This is a genomic window from Lentilitoribacter sp. EG35 (assembly GCF_040784015.1).
Lineage (GTDB): Bacteria > Pseudomonadota > Alphaproteobacteria > Rhizobiales > Rhizobiaceae > Lentilitoribacter.
Genome location: NZ_JBFNGQ010000003.1, coordinates 328,069 through 345,966, shown reverse-complemented (window position 1 = coordinate 345,966; position 17,898 = coordinate 328,069). Strand labels below are relative to the sequence as shown.

Here is a 17,898-nt window from a genome sequence, read left to right as displayed (position 1 = left end):
ACGAATATTAAATTTAAGGGTAGGAGGGGATATGATGAAACTAATTAATATAAAAAAATCGCCCGTTCTACCACGTTCAAAGAAGAGCCAGAAGGAAGTTGCCAGTCATCTTTCCAGCTTGAGAAAAGAAGAGCCAAAACTGGCCAAAATTCTTTCAAAAAAAACTGATCTTTTTTCATACTTAACCGCCGCACTTTCACATAGCCCGTATCTCCTCGGTATTGTTTGCGCGCGCCCAATATTATTAGCCAATACGCTTGAAAATGATCTCCCATCGCAGATGAAGTTGCTACTTGATAGAGCAGGAAATGCATGGCTGGATGATAAAGGACAGCCAGCGACAGAGGCCGAAACCATGCGTGTTTTGCGTGAGGTTAAACGTGAAGCATCACTTGCGCTGGCATTTTATGATTTGGCACAAATTTCCAACCCGCAGGATACCACGCGCTATTTAAGCGAGCTGGCAGCTGCATCATTAAAGGCGAGTTTTAATCATCTTCTTTTGGAGGCGCATGGACGCGAAAAGCTTCGACTCAAGGACATAAACAATCCATCGGATGGAAGTGGTCTTGTGGTTTTGGGTATGGGTAAATTAGGTGCGGATGAATTAAACTATTCATCCGATATCGACATTGTTGTGTTCTTTGATCGCGCGGCAGATATTGTTAGTGAAGATGAAGATGCAACGGATATTTTTGCAAAGATTACACGGCGTCTCATCCATATCATGCAGCATCACACAGCGCATGGATATGTGTTCAGAACTGATTTACGTTTACGTCCTGATCCGGGTTCAACGCCGCTGGCTTTCTCCATTGAAGCTGCACTTAATTATTATGAAGGCAGGGGGCAGAATTGGGAGCGCGCTGCATTCATCAAGGCGCGACCGGTAGCGGGTGACATTCAGGCGGGTGAGCAGTTCATCAAAGAGTTACAACCGTTCATGTTTCGTAAGTTCCTAGATTATGCTGCGATTGCGGATATCAATTCGATTAAACGCCAAATTAATGCCCATCGCGGATTAGGTGACATTTCTGTTCCTGGCCATAATGTTAAACTCGGTCGCGGCGGCATCCGCGAAATTGAGTTTTTCGCCCAAACACAACAACTCATAGCCGGTGGTCGGAACCCTGACTTGCGCCAACGCAGAACGGATGAGGCAATCAATGCCTTGGTGCGCGCAAAATGGCTCGATCAAAAGATCGCTGATGGATTGAAACAAAGCTACTGGTATTTGCGCAATGTCGAACATCGCATTCAGATGGTTGATGATCAGCAAAGCCACGAGCTGCCCGAGGAAAAATCGGAGTTGAAAACCATTGCACTTATGATGGGCGAGGATAATGTCAAAGATTTTAGAAAGACATATACCAAACATCTAAAGTATGTAGAAAGCGTCTATGCCGAGTTGTTTGAACAAGAAGAACAGCTAACAGGAGATCATGGAAATTTGCTGTTCACGGGTGAGGATGATGATCCAAGTACGCTTAAAACGCTTTCGGAATTTGGGTTTGAGCGCCCATCTGATATTTCACGAGTGGTTCGAAACTGGCACCGCGGACGATATCGAGCAACACGTTCTACGCAAGCGATTGAACGATTAACCGAACTTACACCGCAATTGCTGCAAACCTTTGGCAAGGCACAAGAGCCAGATGATGCGCTGCTGAAGTTCGATGCATTCTTATCTGGTCTACCTGCCGGCATTCAGCTCTTCTCACTGTTGGGGAGTAATCCGGGTTTACTATCTTTACTGCAAACTATCATGACCTGTGCACCACGCCTTGCTGATATTATTTCTCGCAGACCACATATCTTTGATGGGTTGCTAGATCCGGCAGTACTGTCCGAATTGCCCACGCCACGTTACCTTCAAGAACGGTTGGCAACTTTCTTAAAAGGGGCAATTTATTATGAAGACGTACTTGATCGCTTGCGTATCTTTTGCGCGGAGCAAAGGTTCCTCATAGGGATCAGATTGCTTACAGGGGCTATTTCAGGCATGCGGGCTGGCGTTGCCTTATCCGATCTTGCAGATCTTATGATAAGCCATGCATTGAATGCGGTTATCGGTGAAATGGAAGCCAAACATGGCAAAATTTCCGGTGGGCAGGTTGCTATTTTGGGTATGGGCAAAATCGCCAGCCGCGAAATGACGGCAGGTTCAGATGTCGACATGATATTGATTTACAATCACGATAGTCTGGCGGATGAATCTGATGGTGAAAAACCTCTTGATCCGGTACGCTATTATATGCGTTTAACGCAACGGCTGATCGCTGCGATTTCAGCGCCCACAGCGGAAGGCGTTTTATATGAGGTCGATTTACGTCTACGCCCTTCCGGTAATAAAGGCCCCGTGGCCACATCCCTTAAGGCTTTTTCTAAATATCAGCGAGATGAAGCATGGGTATGGGAGCATATGGCTTTGTCGCGTGCACGATGTGTTGCTGGATCAGAGGAGTTGATCAACAAAGTTCATGGCGAAATTCATGATATTTTGGCCGCACCCCGTACACATTCCGAACTTGTTAAAGAAATTGCGGATATGCGCAAATTGATCGATGAGGAAAAACCGCCCAAAGATGATTGGGATTTCAAATTAATACCCGGTGGTCTTATCGATATCGAATTTATGATGCAATATTTGTCATTGCGAGAGCGCGGGAAGGGCTGGCAGCCACCGATGCAGGAAACAGGCACTTCATATCTGATCGAGATTTTGGGTATTCCTCACTTGGGGAATGGAACGGCTGATCACCTTATGGATGCGCTTAAATTATGGACAAATATATCGCAAGTCACCAAGCTTTGTGTTGAAGGTTCATTTGATCAATCGACGGCGCCACAGGGTTTGATGGATTTGATATTAAAGTCGGTTCATATGCCAGATAAGAAAATGCTTGATGCGGAAATTGAATCAAATTCAAAGATGATACGAGACATATTTAAGGAGGTTGTGCGACACTAATGGTGTTTGCAGAACATGATTGGGCAGACGTTAATGCCTGATCATAGTTGGCGGACAAAGACTGTCCGGCACTTTAGCAAGAGGGGCGATACTCATGCAAAAGGACTATAAAATGTTTATAAAAACGATAATAATAACATTGACTTCCGCGTTGATGATAACGGGTGCTGCAGTTGCCAAAGATGGTGATAGGAAACACGGAAAACGTGGCCTTCAGCAAATGATCGAAAAAATTGATACCGATAAGTCGGGTTCAATTTCTATGGAAGAATTTATCAATCTTGGAGCAGGAAAAATGGTGTCTGCAGATAAGGATGGTGATGGAATTCTAACAGCTGACGAAATTCAAGCTGGAATGGAGGCTGAACGTCAACGCCGCCGTCTGGAAAGAATGACGCGCCGTCTTGATATTGATGGAGATGGCACAGTAACTGTGGCTGAACTAAAAGAAATGCAGGCGAAGAGGTTTGCCGTTTTGGACGTTAATTCAGATGGTTCTTTATCAGAAGATGAGCTGAAAAAAATTCGAAAAAAGAAAAGAGGTTATCGCCGTTAGAGGCGTAAGTTCGACTTTAAAAATGAGAAACGCCCTCCAAGTTGGGGGCGTTTTTTATGGTGATTTGGAGAAGGGTTAGGCTGCTGCCGACTGGTCGCCCTGTGCATTTTCCTCTCGCTCACTGGTGAGTACCACATTGACTGGGATGCGCACTGAAACCGTTGTTCCCACGCCCTCTTTTGAGCTAATGCGCATAGATCCGCCATGTAGTTTTATAAGAGAACGGGAAATCGCAAGACCAAGTCCTGATCCATCTTTGCTCTTGGAAAACTGGTTTTGGACTTGTTCGAATGGTTGCCCAATTTTTGACATTGCATGTTTGGGAATGCCGATGCCAGTGTCTTGAATACTAAGAACAATCGCTTCATTTACCTGACGGGCTCGGACTCTTATATTACCTTTATTGTCCGTAAATTTAACAGCATTGGAAAGAAGGTTTAAGAGCACTTGCTTCATAGCGCGGCGATCAGCGGCCAGTTCCAGATTGGGTGCAATTTCATGATAAAGCTGGATAGATTTCGTCGTGGCTTGTGTCGAAATAAGGCGCACTGCTTCATTAATCACAGGGTCAAGACGAACGGGTTCACGTTCGATTTGCATCTGACCAGCTTCAATTTTTGACATATCCAAAATATCATTAATCAGGCCAAGCAAGTGTTTGCCGCTTGAATGAATGTCTTCTGTATATTCTTCATATTTCTCAGACCCAAGTGGGCCAAACATACCGGTTTTTAATATTTCGGAAAACCCAATAACTGCATTTAACGGTGTTCTCAATTCATGAGACATATTCGCCAAGAATTGTGATTTTGATCTGTTAGCAGCCTCTGCGCGTTCCTTCTCCACCTGATAGTCCAGATTAAGTTTGCTAAGTTCGGCAGCTTTCGCCTCAAGTTCTTCTTGGGATCGGGAAAGATCGCCAACTGTTGCCATTAGTCGCCTTTCGGATTCTTTTAGTCGGTCCTGATTGAGTTTAAGTGTTGTAATATCTGTTCCAACAGATACCAGACCACCATCGCTGGTTCGGCGTTCGCTAATTTGCAACCAACTTCCATCAGCCAATTTAATCTCATAGCTTTTTGTGTAGCCGTTAGAGCTAATAGCTGGCACAAGTTTATCCACGATTGGTCGTTTGGCCGCCTCCATAACGACATCGCGGTCTGCGCCAGCCATTAATACCTCCTCGGGTATATTATGAACCTTCTGGAAATGATCGTTCCAGATCACTAGCTTGCCATCTTTATCCCAAAGCACAAATGCCTCACGGGTGCTTTCAATTGCGTCAAACAGGCGTTGATCTGCCTCAGCCTTACGTTTTTGTAGGCGGTGCTGCTCACTCACATCCATTGCGATGCCAACGAGATACCTACCAGAACTTGTTCTATCAATTAATTGTGCTCGAGCACGAAGCCAAACATAAGAACCATTGGCGTGACGCATGCGAAACTCGTGGTCAATTTCGCGAATCTCGCCACGTGCTGCAAGGCGTGCAAGAACATAGATATTACCATCTTCGGGGTGCATCAGATTAGCTGCTTCCTCAAATGATAAGACATTATCACGCGCTGGCATGCCAAGCATCTCATACATCGAGCTAGACCAATATAGGCGACTTTGCGCCATATCCCATTCCCAGAGCCCACAGCGACCACGGGACAGCGCCATATCAACACGGCGCTCTGTCTCAGCATACATTTCATTCGATTCACGCGTGTGTCCAACCTGAATGAAGTAAGCGTAGAGGATCATTACAAGTATCGCCGCCGTTGCGATAAATAATGTTGCATTTAGAGAAATGGTTTTGCGAAACCAGGTTAGTAAAGTTGGAGCCTCAGGAGACATCACTAATATATAGCCCGAACTATTTTCCAAATGTGCTACCGCTGTTAGCATGTTCGAGCCGGAGAAGGGACCAACTGCCTCTGGCAGCGTGACCACTTGCAAGCCAGCACGATCGCCGAATTGCTGCAATGGAGAGCTTGAACCCAAAAGAGTTGATATGTTCTGCTCCACGAAGTCATAACCCAACGCAGAGCTGGCAAATATATTGCCATTTTGATCAGCAACGGCAACGATGCGGCCCTGTTCGATGGAATATTTGCTCAGCACTTTATCAATCTGTGCCTCGGTTTCCCAGCGGTTCGCTTCAGTTGCGGGAAGTGGGTCTGCCGAGATGATAGAACTTACAGCTGTCACAGTAAGAAGTGTTGCTTGCTCAGCACCTTCTTTATAACGATCGTAATGTTCAAACACCGAAATGCAGCGCGCTGCGGCAAGAAAAATCAAGAAGGTGAGAATGAGAATAGGGATGGAGCGCTTGAGAAATGGTTCGGCACTTACAAGCCGACGGTAGCGCGGTTTTGCAAAGAGCTTTGTGTTGCCCATCAGTTCGCGGTCGTTGAACTTTTTGGGAATAGATTCCATCTTCAGCCGCGCGTCATTTGCCGCGCGAATGTTGTTAACATTCACCATTTTTATATGTCCCCGTAGCGTCCGAAGATGTCCGCCCCTCGAATTACCCTAATGAATCAAAGCTGCCGTCACTTGTCCACCGTCAAATAGTAATAAAATATTAACCATTTGTTTTGACTCGACTTTTTTTCTAACTGCTTTCGATTCTAATAAGAGAATCAAGCTGTTAAATGTAGAGAAGCCGCACATCTTGGTGATATGCGGCAAATCAAAGTACCAACTGATTTGTTTTCTATTTAACTTGAGCTGCTTCTTTAAGCTGCAAGCGTGCGCTCGACAATATCGGACACATCAGCGGAGAGGTTTTCCTGCGCAGCAATTTTCTCCAGTGCTGTTTTCGCAGCATCGCGACGGACAGGCTCAAGAGAGCGCCATGACCGCATTGCAGTTAGGAGTCGAGCCGCAACTTGCGGGTTTTTGCCATCAAGTTCAAGAACTTGCTCAGCCAATAATTGATAGCCGCCGCCATCAGGCCGGTTAAAACCTGTCGCATTTCCAGCGGCAAATGTGCCGATTAATGAGCGAATGCGATTTGGATTGTTTGCATCGTAAACATCATCCGACATCAAGGTTTTGACGTGGTCTAATGCAGCATCACCGGGCATACGAGCTTGGATTGCAAGCCACTTATCCATGACAAGTGGATTATCAGAATAACGAGACTTAAAGTCAGCGAGTGCAGCTTGCGCATCACTTGATGTAGGATAATCATTGGTTAGTGTTACCAACGCCGTGCTTCGCTGTGTCATGTTATTTGCTGATTTATAAGCTTCATATGCACGTGCACCGTTTCCATCATGAACAGATAAATATTCTAGCGTCACACCTGAGAGCGCTCTACGGCCAGCATGAGAAGCGCTTGGATCATACTTCTCATCGCTCTGTGTTGCTTTATGAAGCGCCTCAAAATTTTCAACAAGCGCTGCTGCAATTTTTGCTTTTAGCTGATCAATAGCCGTGCGGATAGAATCTGGATTAATATTGTCACCAAACTCGCGGGCAATATCTGCTTCAATTGGCAGCTGCAACGCTTGCGCGACAAATGCTTGCTCAAGATCATTGTTTTCCATGATTGCCTTGTAGGCTCTGATCAACAGGTCGGCATCGCCGATCTCCCCACCATCCTCAATTGCCTTTGTGCCTGTAATCAGTTCAATCATTGCAAGGTTTTGTAACGCCTGCCAACGCCCAACGGCATCGCTGTCATTGGCAGAAATATGCGCCAGATCTTCTTCGCTTTGTTGCATATGAATGTTCACAGGGGCAGAAAGACCGCGATTTATAGATAGAACGGGTTTGGATTTGAGGCCTGAGAACGTGAATGTTTGCGAACGCTCTGTTAGGTGAAGAACATGGGTATCATCGCTGCCATCTGGTGCAATCGTATAATTCTCGCCATCAGTACCGATTAAGGTATACGAAAGCGGGATATGCATGACCTTCTTGTCTGGCTGGCCTGGGGTTGGTGCAAGTGTTTGTTCTAGCGTTACTGTAAAGCTTGACGCACTCTCATCCCATTTCGTGTTAACGGTTACACTTGGTGTACCTGCCTGATCATACCAAAGGCTAAATTGCGTAAAGTCGCGACCGCTTACTTCTGCAAACACGGCAACGAAATCTTCAATGGTCGCCGCGTCACCATCATGACGTTCGAAATAAAGATCCATACCTTTACGGAAATCCTCAGCGCCAACAATAGTGCGGATCATGCGGCAAACTTCTGAGCCCTTTTCATAAACTGTTGCGGTGTAGAAGTTGTTGATTTCCTTAAAACTTCCCGGGCGGACAGGATGGGCAAGGGGACCAGCATCTTCTGGGTATTGAATAAGTTTAAGTGTACGAATTTCATCAATCCGTGTCACGGGGCGCGAGCGTTCATCGGCTGAGAATTCATGATCGCGATATACAGTCAAACCTTCTTTAAGGCAAAGTTGAAACCAGTCGCGGCATGTAATGCGGTTGCCAGTCCAATTATGGAAATATTCGTGCGCGATCACCCGTTCAATGCCGGCATAATCTGCATCTGTCGCAGTTTCTGGATCGGCTAATACATATTTGTCGTTAAAGACGTTTAGGCCCTTATTTTCCATCGCGCCCATGTTAAAGTCTGAAACAGCAACAATTTGGAAGATATCAAGATCATATTCGCGACCAAACTTCTCTTCATCCCACTTCATAGAGCGCTTAAGGGCATCCATCGCATAGACTGCGCGTGGTTCTTTACCGTGCTCAGTATAAATTTTAAGGGCTACTTCTTTGCCAGACATTGTGGTGAATGTATCTTCGATCAAACCAAGATCACCGCCAACAAGAGCGAATAGGTAAGATGGTTTTGGATGAGGATCGAACCAAGCAGCAAAATGGCGACCTTCGTCATACCCGCCACCGCCAAGGAAGTTGCCGTTAGAAAGTAAGACAGGTGTATCTTCTTTATCAGCGATAATCGTGACAGTATAAACGCACATTGCATCAGGACGATCATAGAAATAGGTCATGCGGCGGAAACCTTCCGCTTCGCATTGCGTGCAGTAGATGCCACTCGTGCGATAAAGGCCCATCAATTGGGTATTTGTCTCCGGAGAAAGGATCGTTGTAACGGTGACTTCAAACGCAACGCTTTCGGGTAGATCTTTCAAGACCAGTTCATCAGGTGAGATATCATGATTTTCCGCCGTGACATCAACTGAATCGACCTGAACAGACTCAACATTCAGCTCATCACCGGCCCAAATCATAGGAGCGTCAGTAGTAGCGCCTTCACGCCTATGCACCAACGTGCGGGTGATAAGCTTTGTCTCCGTTGGGTGGAGTTCAAAAGTAAGATCGGTTCTCTCAAGAACAAAATCGGTTGCTTGATAGTCTTTGAGATAAAGAACTTGTCCCGTATTGCTGCGCATTATTTATCGTCCCATATTTTGAACCGCTAAGCGATTTTCCCAATCAGAAGCAATAATAAGCACAAATAGAGCTAATGAACCGTTATCATAATTGCCAAAAACCTATGAATCCAGCCTGTCTTGAAGCTTAACAATTGGCTAAAAAAATAGATCATGCAATATTTATTTACTCTAAGCTGTAATTACTTGAATTTACTTGAGTATTGGGCTGATTAATACCTGATTGAGTGATCATTTTCGCGTCAATACCATAATCAATCAATCCCATGAATAAGAACAAAACAAGTTTGAATGCGACGAATTTGTAAATTTGATGTACTTATTCCTTAGATTTACAAAGGAATGATTCGTGAAAAATGAGGGCATCAAAGGTGGGGAAGTAAGCAACACCGCCGAAAAAGCCAGCGATGAAGAGTCTCAGTATGAAACTGGTAATGAGCTGCTTGGCATTACCTTAAAAGTCGCATCTGTCGGGTTTTTAGTTTCCATGTCAGCTATGATAAAACTGGTTGGAGATGGTATTCCCGTTGGCCAGATCGTTTTCTTTCGCGCATTTTTCGCTATCCTTCCTGTGGTGGTTTATCTTGGTTATCGTGGTCAGTTGGGGCAAGCTTATTATACAAAACGGCCCTTAGCGCATCTGGGTCGTTCAATCGTTGGTTGTTTTGGTATGGGGCTTGGCTTTTATGGTTTAACAAAACTACCTTTGCCGGATGTTGTGGCACTTCGCCATGCTACACCACTATTTGCGGTGATTTTTGCCGCCATACTTTTGGGTGAGCGTGTCCGCCTTTATCGTTGGGCAGCTGTTGCTATGGGCATGTGCGGTGTACTGATTATTTCATGGCCGCGCATTACACTCTTTGATGGTGTTGGGAATGTAGACGAATATCATGGCGTGATTGCCACGATCTTATCAACGATTTTTGCAGCGGTAGCGACAATTTTTGTGCGTGCGCTTGTCAAAACTGAAAAATCCCCCACGATTGTTATCTACTTCTCTAGTATGGCGTCATTCTTTGCGGCTATGACTTATTTCTTTGGTTGGGTTCCGCTTGATTTGTATAATGCTACACTCCTAGTCAGTTGTGGAATTATCGGTGGTATAGGGCAAATTTTGATGACCGAATGTTATCGTCATGCTTCTGTTTCCGTCATTGCACCCTTTGACTACACATCGATCCTGTTTGGTATTGCACTTAGCTACATATTATTTGGAGACTTACCACAAAGCCAGATGCTCATCGGTACAGCAATTGTTGCTGCCGCGGGTATTTTCATTATTTTCCGTGAGCATCGTCTTGGCCTTCCACGCAAAGAAAGCCGGAGGCAAACAGGCAGTCAAACTTAGTAATTTATTGGTTAGTTTCTGTGTCTTCTTCAATCTCGCTGCCCCATTCAGGGTCAGATCTTGGGTCCAGTTCAAATGTCTGTGGTGACAAAGATCGCCCAACTGGTGTGATGCCGTAATCCATACGATCTTCTTCGGGCACTTGGTCGCGTTGTTGCAAGCGATAGGCTGCGTAGATGGCAACAATTGCGAAAGATATGGACATCAGCGCAAACATGCCTTCCGGCCCTAAGCCTTGCATAGCAAAAGCACCGATGATTGGACCGGCGACCGAACCCGCACCATATATCACCAGAAGCCCACTTGAGGTTTCGACAAATTCATCGGCGGCGGAAAAATCGTTCGCGTGGGCAATGGCAATTGAATAAAGCGGAAAAATAGCAAGCCCAAGAAAGAACATGAGTACAAAGAAGAAATTCAAACTTTCAAGATCAATGAAATAGACCGCCAGGCAAGAAAGACTGCCCAGAACAGAAATAATGATCATAACAATACGCCGATCAATTTTATCTGACAGGACACCAAAGGGGAACTGTCCCAACGTACCACCAGCCATTGCGCTTGCCAGCATGATTGCGCCGTCCGATGTTGTGATGTCTCGCAACGTTACAAATACAGGACCAAGGCTAAACCATGTGCCGGTCACCAAGCCACAAAATAGAGCTGTAACCGTTGCAATGGGTGAGCGGTGAAACAGCGCCTTGAGATCAAATCTAACTGTTGTTAGCGGGTTCGGTGATGCAGCAGTTGTAAGTGTGGTCGGGAATAGGGATGCAAGAAATGCCAATGCGCAAATGATGAATAAAATAGTATCACTCGTATCGCCCAACGGCACGAGAAATTGTCCAATCATGATCCCGCATGTGCTCATAATCATATAGATCGCAAAGATCGTACCGCGTGCTTCGTTGGTTGACTTTTCATTCAACCAACTTTCGAGCACCATATATGTTCCAGCTATGGCAAAGCCGTGAATGCCACGAAAAACAGCCCAGGCAAATGGATCAACAATAACTGAGTGAAGCAGTAAAGCTATTGCCATAGCAGCGGTTAATGCGGAGAAGACGCGAATATGCCCAACAAGGAAAACAATACGCGGCACAACTACACATCCAAGCGTAAAAGCCATTGCAAAACTGGCTGCAAATAACGAGATGAGAAGCGTATCCCAGCCTTCCTCTGCGGCACGGAGCGGCAAAAGATAACCAGCCATACCTCCACCAATTTGCATAAGTAGAGTGGATACAAGAAGCGCGAACACCGGAGAAATCATAGCTCTCATAGCGGACAACTTTCAAAACGAGCAGCCCAAAATTAATTGCTGCAGACAATTTTTCACATAAATGCTTTGTTTCAACTTTGCGCACGACCAAAGCAAATCGTACTAAGCTTATATTCGCCAATGACACGGATTATTGTATTTGGCAATTACAAAATATTAATATGGAAGGTACTTCTTTTGCCGCAAATGCCATGCTATTGATTTTATTCATAAATAAGAATGAAGTGACTGTTGAGTGGATTTGATATGAAAATCGCTATTTTGGGTGGATCAGGTTTTATTGGCCAGAAACTGACAAAGGCTCTGGTTGAAAAGGGAGAATTGCGTGGCGAGAAAATCAAACAAATTGCATTATGCGATATGGTGTCGCCGCAGACGGACTTTAAAGCCGAATTTCCAATCACATATAAAAAGTTTGATATAACCGATATACAAAGTGTCGGTGATGTCATCGAGGACGATGTTGATGTTATCTATCATTTGGCATCCATTGTATCCGGTCAGGCAGAGGCGGACCTTGAGCTGGGTTATGAGGTAAACCTCGATGGAATGCGAAACCTGCTTGCACGATGCGTTATGTTAGAAAAACCTCCTATTGTTGTCTTCTCATCATCCATCGCCGTTTATTCTGCCGATACACCGCAGCCAATAAGAGATCACTTCATTCGCGCACCACGAAGCTCCTATGGCACTCAAAAAGTCATTTGCGAGTTACTATTAAATGATTATTCCCGCCGCGGGTTGATAGATGGGCGTGGTATACGCTTACCGACGATTACTGTGCGTCCCGGTAAGCCCAATGCGGCGGCATCATCTTTTCTATCCTCGATTGTTCGAGAACCTCTTAATGGTGAGAAGGCCATCTGCCCTGTCGGCGAAGGTTATAGCCATTGGTTCTCCTCACCGCGCATAATCATTAGAAACATAATTCATGCCGCCGAAATAGACGGCGCAGACTTAGGTAATGATAGGTGCATCATGCTGCCTGGAATAAATGCGTCAGTTAAAGATATACTAGCTGCTCTACGTAATGTTGCGGGGCAAGAGGTCGTGGAGCTCATTCAGATTGAACATGATCAAAAGATCAAAGACATTGTTGAAACATGGGTTGCAGAGTTGAAGCCGAATAGAGCTTACATGTTGGGTTTTTTTGAAGATACAGATTTTGAGAGCATTATTAAGGCATATATTGAAGATGAAATGAGCTGATACCTGAAGTTATGTAAGCTCTTTTAATCTAGCAGATATAGCAAGCAGATCTTTCCACGCATTTCGTTTTGAGGCCGGATTTTTGATCAGATGATCAGGATGCAATGTCGGCATGGTTGGCACTTTTTTACCGCCAACATCATATTCTGCCCATGTTCCACGTAGGGACAAAATATTTTTATTTGTTTCAAGCAGCGTTTGAGTTGACACATTTCCCATCAGGACGATCAGCTTGGGTTTGATGAGTTCAATATGGCGTACGGCAAAAGGTCGACAAAGTTCAATTTCATGCGGTACGGGAGTTCGGTTTCCTGGTGGGCGCCATGGAACGATGTTTGTGATGTAACTCTTGTCTCGGTCCAGGTCGATAGCGGCCAGCATTTTGTCGAACAACTGCCCAATAGGGCCAACAAAAGGTACGCCTTGCCGATCTTCATCGCGCCCTGGAGCTTTGCCGATAAACATAATTGGCGCATTTGGGTTGCCATCTGCAAAAACGGTATTTTTCGCGCCTTGTCGAAGGTTGCAACCTTTAAAGTCCGCGAGCAACTCCTTGAGTTCATCAACGCTGTTGGCAGATTTGGCGAGCGCTCGTGCTTCATCAATCTTTTCTTGATCGGGCACAGTGATGTTAGTACTTGCAGCTTGAATGGGAGATGCTGCAGGTTTATCTGTCGTTAAGCGAGGGGACGTACTTTTTCTTGATGTCGCTGCGGCAACACGCGGGCTAAGCGCGGGATTTACATTGCCGCGTTTCGCACGTTTTTCTTCAAGTTGTTTGCGGCTTACCTCAAAGCGATCAATTGGTTCATCATTTAATAAATCAACGACCCCAGCCTCAGCATAAAACTTAAGTATGGCAGCTGCTTCTTGCTTGGATATGGCGGGGGCTTCACTCATAAAATGATCATATGCATAAAAGCACCGCGTTTAAAGCGAAATCCAAGTATATCCAGAATTTGTACCCCAACAATAAAAACCCTGCTTGAATATCAAGCAGGGTTTTAAGTAGGTATGTTTAATCTTCGTTTGTTGAAGTCTAAAAACTAGGCTTCATCTTCCTCAGATGCGTCGTCTGCAGCTGCTTCATCAGATGACTCTTCAGCAACGCCTTCTTCACCCTCAACAGCTTCGCCTTCGCTGGCTTCTTCAGCTTCAGCTTTTTCAGCTAGATCATACATCGCATCAGCAGATGACATGTCGATACCTTGCGCTTGTAGCTCAGCTTCATCAGCAGTACGTCCAATGTTAAACTCAACTGAGATAACAACGTCAGCATGCAGGTTAAGCGTAATTGTGTGAAGGCCAAGTGTTTTAATTGGTGTGTTAAGATCAACCTGACTACGCTGAACTTTAAAGCCATTTTCAGCCAAGATTGAAATAACATCACGAGAAGCAACTGAACCGTAAAGTTGACCAGTTTCACCAGCAGAGCGGATTACAACAAAGCTCTTACCGTCAAGTGCATCGCCAACTTCTTGGGCGCTGGACATACGCTCTTTGTTTTTTTCTTCAATAATTTCGCGGTCTGCTTCAAAACGTGCGCGATTTGCTGCATTGGCGCGAAGTGCTTTTCCAAGTGGCAATAGAAAGTTACGCGCGTAACCATCTTTAACTTTAACTTCTTCGCCCATATGGCCAAGTTTGGCAACTCGTTCTAGTAGAATGACTTTCATGTCGATTATCCTTTCAAGATTATTCTTTAGATTCGTTTGGTTTTTGACTTACCAGCATCGGAACAGGTTTGCCTGCCTCTAAGAGGCCCATAATGGCAAAAATGATTGCTGGAATTGAGAAAAGTAAAATGAGTACATAGACGGTCCAGAGCGCCGCTCCGCGCCAAAGTTTGCCAAGGGTGTTTTTATGGAAAAGGGCTAAGCCCGCCATCATAAATCCTGCGCCAAAACCACCCGCAATGGCAGCTCCGATATAGGAGATAGTTCCGTCAAAGAACATCAACACAAGACCTCCGCCTAAAAAGATGAGCGCCAGTGATGGCATGCGAAGCGAAGTATGCATATCATCACGCGGACGCTTCGAGCGGCCTGAAAGCCGCACAATGTGCCCTGCTAGGTACCAAGCAGTAAATAGAATAATGACCCACATTGCACTTTGTATAAATGGTAGCAATTTAGTCAGTGTTGTTGTCATGGCCTCGATGTTTTGAATCGCGATAGGTTGTTCGCCAGACTGATTGAACGCATCAATAAATGCTGCAACAACCTGCCCCACAACGTCTGGCCCATAATCAATCAGCCAGCCGATCATAAGTGTCGCAAACACCATAAGCGTTGCCAGATGCAACATGATTTGCGGAAATGGATACCAAACAAGCTTATCGTCTGGTCCGCCAACTTCATCTGCAGAACGGGCAAGTGTTGTCAGGTGTGAAAGCCACGCTGAAGGTAGCAGCGTTGTAACGGTGCTCACAAGCGCAGTTTCTGGGGATGCTGCGATGGCAAGTATGATGAACGTGCTAGTAACCGCGGTAAATGAAGCTTGGTTTGACCAACCTAGACCCGCGATAAAAATAGGAAGAGCAGCGGCGGCAAATAGAAAAATTGAAAGCAAAGATGGTTGGCCAGACGCGAGCAACAAAATTGCGCTGGCGACACCTGCCAATAGTCCAATCAATAATGAATTTGTATTCAAAGTCATTTGCTCGCTGTCCTGCATATAAGCAGTTAGAGGCTACATATTCCGGATTATCCAATAGTGCGGATTATTCGGTGCCCCAACATGGGTTTTAAAATCTCGTATATGAGCCCACCTCAGATACGGGAAAAGCGGCGACCAATGAAGGCCGCCAACTCAAATCACTTAACGACGTAAGGCAATAGACCCAAGAAACGTGCACGTTTGATGGCTTTCGCCAACTCACGTTGTTTTTTGTGGCTCACTGCAGTGATACGTGAAGGAACGATTTTGCCTCGTTCAGAAATGTAACGCTGTAATGTGCGTACGTCTTTGTAATCTATACGCGGAGCATTATCACCAGAAAATGGGCAAGTTTTACGACGACGGCTAAAAGGACGACGTGATGGAATTTGATTGATATCTACCATTTGTTTGTCTCCTATTCAGCTGCGTTTTCGCGAGGGCGACGTGGACGATCATCTCTATCACCACGAGGACCATTACGATCACCACCACGGCCACGATCATCGCGATCACGTTTTTGCAACATAACTGATGGGCCTTCTTCGTGGCCATCAACCGATACAGTCATGTAACGAAGAACATCTTCGTTGATGCGCATTTGGCGTTCCATCTCGTGGACCGCAGCAGCGGGTGCATCAATGTCCATCAAAGCATAGTGCGCTTTGCGGTTTTTCTTCATGCGATATGTAAGGTTTTTCAAACCCCAGTTTTCAATACGGCCAACAGAGCCGCCATTTTCCTCGAGCAAAGTTTTGTAGTTTTGCACGAGTTCATCTACTTGAGCGCCAGATAAATCTTGGCGAGCAAGGAAGATATGTTCGTAAAGTGCCATTTTGGCTTTCCTTTCTTGCGTTTTGATCTGGTATTTGGCGGCTAAGCCTCAACGAACTTGTCTCGAGAAGCATATGGCTTCTGGCAAGAAAGACGTTATGACGGATCGTGAGCGGAGACACGGGAGGCCGGAGCACTTCATGCACCATGTAAATTCAAAAGAATCTACCCTCCGTTCAGCCACCAGCCAAAAACCGGATCGTGTAACGAGGCCGCTTATACAGTGAAATAGATCAATTGCAAGTGCTTTCACGGTGGAAAACATTGAAATTGCTGTATTTAGTTCGTGATTGCACCCATAGCGTCACAACGTTCAAAAATCTCATCAGCATCGGCCAGTTCGTCGGCCCATTTTTGCGGAATGCCTTTGTCATTGTTAAAACCATAATAAGCACCTGCAATGGCTCCAATAACGATGGCTCTGCCAGCATTGTCACCTGCGGCAAGACTATTAGCTTCAATAGCATTTACAAATGAATTTGTGTTTTGAAGAATATGAAAGCAAAGCGGCACCGACATAACAAGATTACAAGCTCTACCCGTAATTTGACCGTAGGCAACACTGTCAGTTTCTTCGCTCGCAAGAGCAGCCTTAAGAAGGTCGCTGAATTCTTCCTCTCCAATATTTGAAGCTTCTTCAAGCGCTTCGTTAAGTTCAGCACCATTTAGTACTGCGTTTAACAAATGAGAAAATATGTTCCCTGCATTAACCGAATAGTCGTTGTTATTTGTCACGCGGACTGCAGCTTCAATAGAAGAGGGATCTACCGCAACAACAGCTGGCAGGCTGGAAAGCGCTGGCAATTGAGTGTCGTCGGTGCCGGAAGGGTCTATTTCTTCTGTCGCCAAGTTTGCCAAAGTACCGCGCGTTGCGTAATCAATATAGCCAATATATGTGCCGCCTGGGCCAAAATGCGCTGCAAAATCCTTCTGGTAATTTACTGTGTTAAATTTGCCGGAATTTGCCAAGACTGACATTATTGCTGTGCGTAAAACTTCACCATATTGGGTGTTTGTTCCCTTGGGGCGGTTTGCGTGTGCGAAATAACCCTTGGTGTTTTCATAATTTTTTTCATCTGTAGGAATAAAAGCAAGCGAACCGCCATTTGCTTTTGCAATTTTTGCGACACGATCTGTATCGTAAATCCAATGTGTTCCCATTGAGGCTGCATCAGCAACTAAAGCACCCTTCAAACTGTTGGAAATTCGATGTGATTTAGCCATGTCTTATCCTGATTAATTCATTACTTAAGGTGCTCTTATCGCGCATTAGATGGGATTTGAAAAGGCGAAATTCAATTAGTTCATTGTTGAAATAATTATGCTGATCATATTCAGTTTTGCGAACTGTCTAAAGGTTGAATGTAGATGTGCAATTTTAACTTGTGTATTTGTAAATAAAAATAAGTATATATAATGATGATTACCATTTGTATTTGTAATTAATGGTTTATTCACTAAGTATATCCAGTTTACTCAAGTATAAATTAAGGTTGTATAATCTATAATTTATTTGATTCGCGTAGCATTCTTTTGGAGGCTGTTTTTGGGGCGTTGGATCAACTCAGTTCATCATGAGCTCAACGTAGATAGGTTTTGTTTGCTGATCACGAGGATCAAAAACAGCAGAAACTAATTTACATCGATAAAGATACATTTCAAGGAAAT

At 45.0% G+C, this 17,898-nt stretch carries 13 protein-coding genes; 4 read left to right on the top strand and 9 right to left on the bottom strand.

Annotation, left to right across the window (positions count from 1 at the left end; genetic code table 11):
- Positions 1 to 31 precede the first annotated feature (31 nt).
- Positions 32 to 2,971: a bifunctional [glutamine synthetase] adenylyltransferase/[glutamine synthetase]-adenylyl-L-tyrosine phosphorylase gene (locus AB2J24_RS08000; protein WP_367385089.1), complete on the top strand. Its 2,940-nt coding sequence runs from the start codon at positions 32 to 34 to the stop codon at positions 2,969 to 2,971.
- A gap of 112 nt (positions 2,972 to 3,083) precedes the next feature.
- Positions 3,084 to 3,527 carry an EF-hand domain-containing protein gene (locus AB2J24_RS07995; protein WP_367385088.1) on the top strand — a complete coding sequence of 148 codons (444 nt, stop codon included), beginning with the start codon at positions 3,084 to 3,086 and terminating at the stop codon, positions 3,525 to 3,527.
- A 75-nt stretch (positions 3,528 to 3,602) separates the two neighbouring features.
- Here AB2J24_RS07995 and AB2J24_RS07990 read toward each other — a convergent pair whose 3' ends face one another.
- Positions 3,603 to 5,999, bottom strand: a complete 2,397-nt coding sequence (locus tag AB2J24_RS07990) for a PAS domain-containing sensor histidine kinase (RefSeq protein WP_367385087.1) — start codon at positions 5,997 to 5,999, stop codon at positions 3,603 to 3,605.
- A 254-nt stretch (positions 6,000 to 6,253) separates the two neighbouring features.
- Entirely contained in the window at positions 6,254 to 8,896 is a 2,643-nt protein-coding gene (gene pepN, locus AB2J24_RS07985; RefSeq protein WP_367385086.1) for an aminopeptidase N, read from the bottom strand.
- A gap of 439 nt (positions 8,897 to 9,335) precedes the next feature.
- On the opposite strand from pepN, the gene AB2J24_RS07980 reads away from it, so the two are divergent.
- Complete coding sequence (locus AB2J24_RS07980; RefSeq protein ID WP_367385174.1) at positions 9,336 to 10,247, top strand: DMT family transporter; 912 nt, start codon at positions 9,336 to 9,338, stop codon at positions 10,245 to 10,247.
- Positions 10,248 to 10,251: 4 nt separating this feature from the next.
- On the opposite strand, the gene AB2J24_RS07975 is transcribed toward AB2J24_RS07980, so the two are convergent.
- On the bottom strand, positions 10,252 to 11,529 hold the full coding sequence (locus tag AB2J24_RS07975) for an MFS transporter (protein WP_367385085.1): 1,278 nt from the start codon (positions 11,527 to 11,529) through the stop codon (positions 10,252 to 10,254).
- A 246-nt stretch (positions 11,530 to 11,775) separates the two neighbouring features.
- On the opposite strand from AB2J24_RS07975, the gene denD reads away from it, so the two are divergent.
- On the top strand, positions 11,776 to 12,738 hold the full coding sequence (denD, locus tag AB2J24_RS07970) for a D-erythronate dehydrogenase (RefSeq protein ID WP_367385084.1): 963 nt from the start codon (positions 11,776 to 11,778) through the stop codon (positions 12,736 to 12,738).
- A 9-nt stretch (positions 12,739 to 12,747) separates the two neighbouring features.
- Here denD and AB2J24_RS07965 read toward each other — a convergent pair whose 3' ends face one another.
- The 6 genes from AB2J24_RS07965 to AB2J24_RS07940 form a co-directional block, all read right to left on the bottom strand.
- On the bottom strand, positions 12,748 to 13,638 hold the full coding sequence (locus AB2J24_RS07965) for a uracil-DNA glycosylase (protein WP_367385083.1): 891 nt from the start codon (positions 13,636 to 13,638) through the stop codon (positions 12,748 to 12,750).
- Positions 13,639 to 13,784: 146 nt separating this feature from the next.
- The gene (rplI, locus tag AB2J24_RS07960) at positions 13,785 to 14,414 is read right to left on the bottom strand and encodes a 50S ribosomal protein L9 (RefSeq protein ID WP_367385082.1); all 630 of its coding nucleotides are present in this window, start codon (positions 14,412 to 14,414) and stop codon (positions 13,785 to 13,787) included.
- A 19-nt stretch (positions 14,415 to 14,433) separates the two neighbouring features.
- A complete protein-coding gene (locus AB2J24_RS07955) occupies positions 14,434 to 15,396 on the bottom strand; it encodes a DUF2232 domain-containing protein (RefSeq protein ID WP_367385081.1) in 963 nt (320 codons plus the stop codon).
- Between the two features lie 158 nt (positions 15,397 to 15,554).
- A complete protein-coding gene (gene rpsR, locus AB2J24_RS07950; RefSeq protein ID WP_162651788.1) occupies positions 15,555 to 15,803 on the bottom strand; it encodes a 30S ribosomal protein S18 in 249 nt (82 codons plus the stop codon).
- 11 nt (positions 15,804 to 15,814) lie between these two features.
- Positions 15,815 to 16,231 (bottom strand): 30S ribosomal protein S6, encoded by a 417-nt coding sequence (gene rpsF, locus AB2J24_RS07945; RefSeq protein ID WP_162651787.1) that lies wholly within the window; start codon positions 16,229 to 16,231, stop codon positions 15,815 to 15,817.
- 278 nt (positions 16,232 to 16,509) lie between these two features.
- Complete coding sequence (locus AB2J24_RS07940; RefSeq protein ID WP_367385080.1) at positions 16,510 to 17,454, bottom strand: ADP-ribosylglycohydrolase family protein; 945 nt, start codon at positions 17,452 to 17,454, stop codon at positions 16,510 to 16,512.
- Positions 17,455 to 17,898 lie beyond the last annotated feature (444 nt).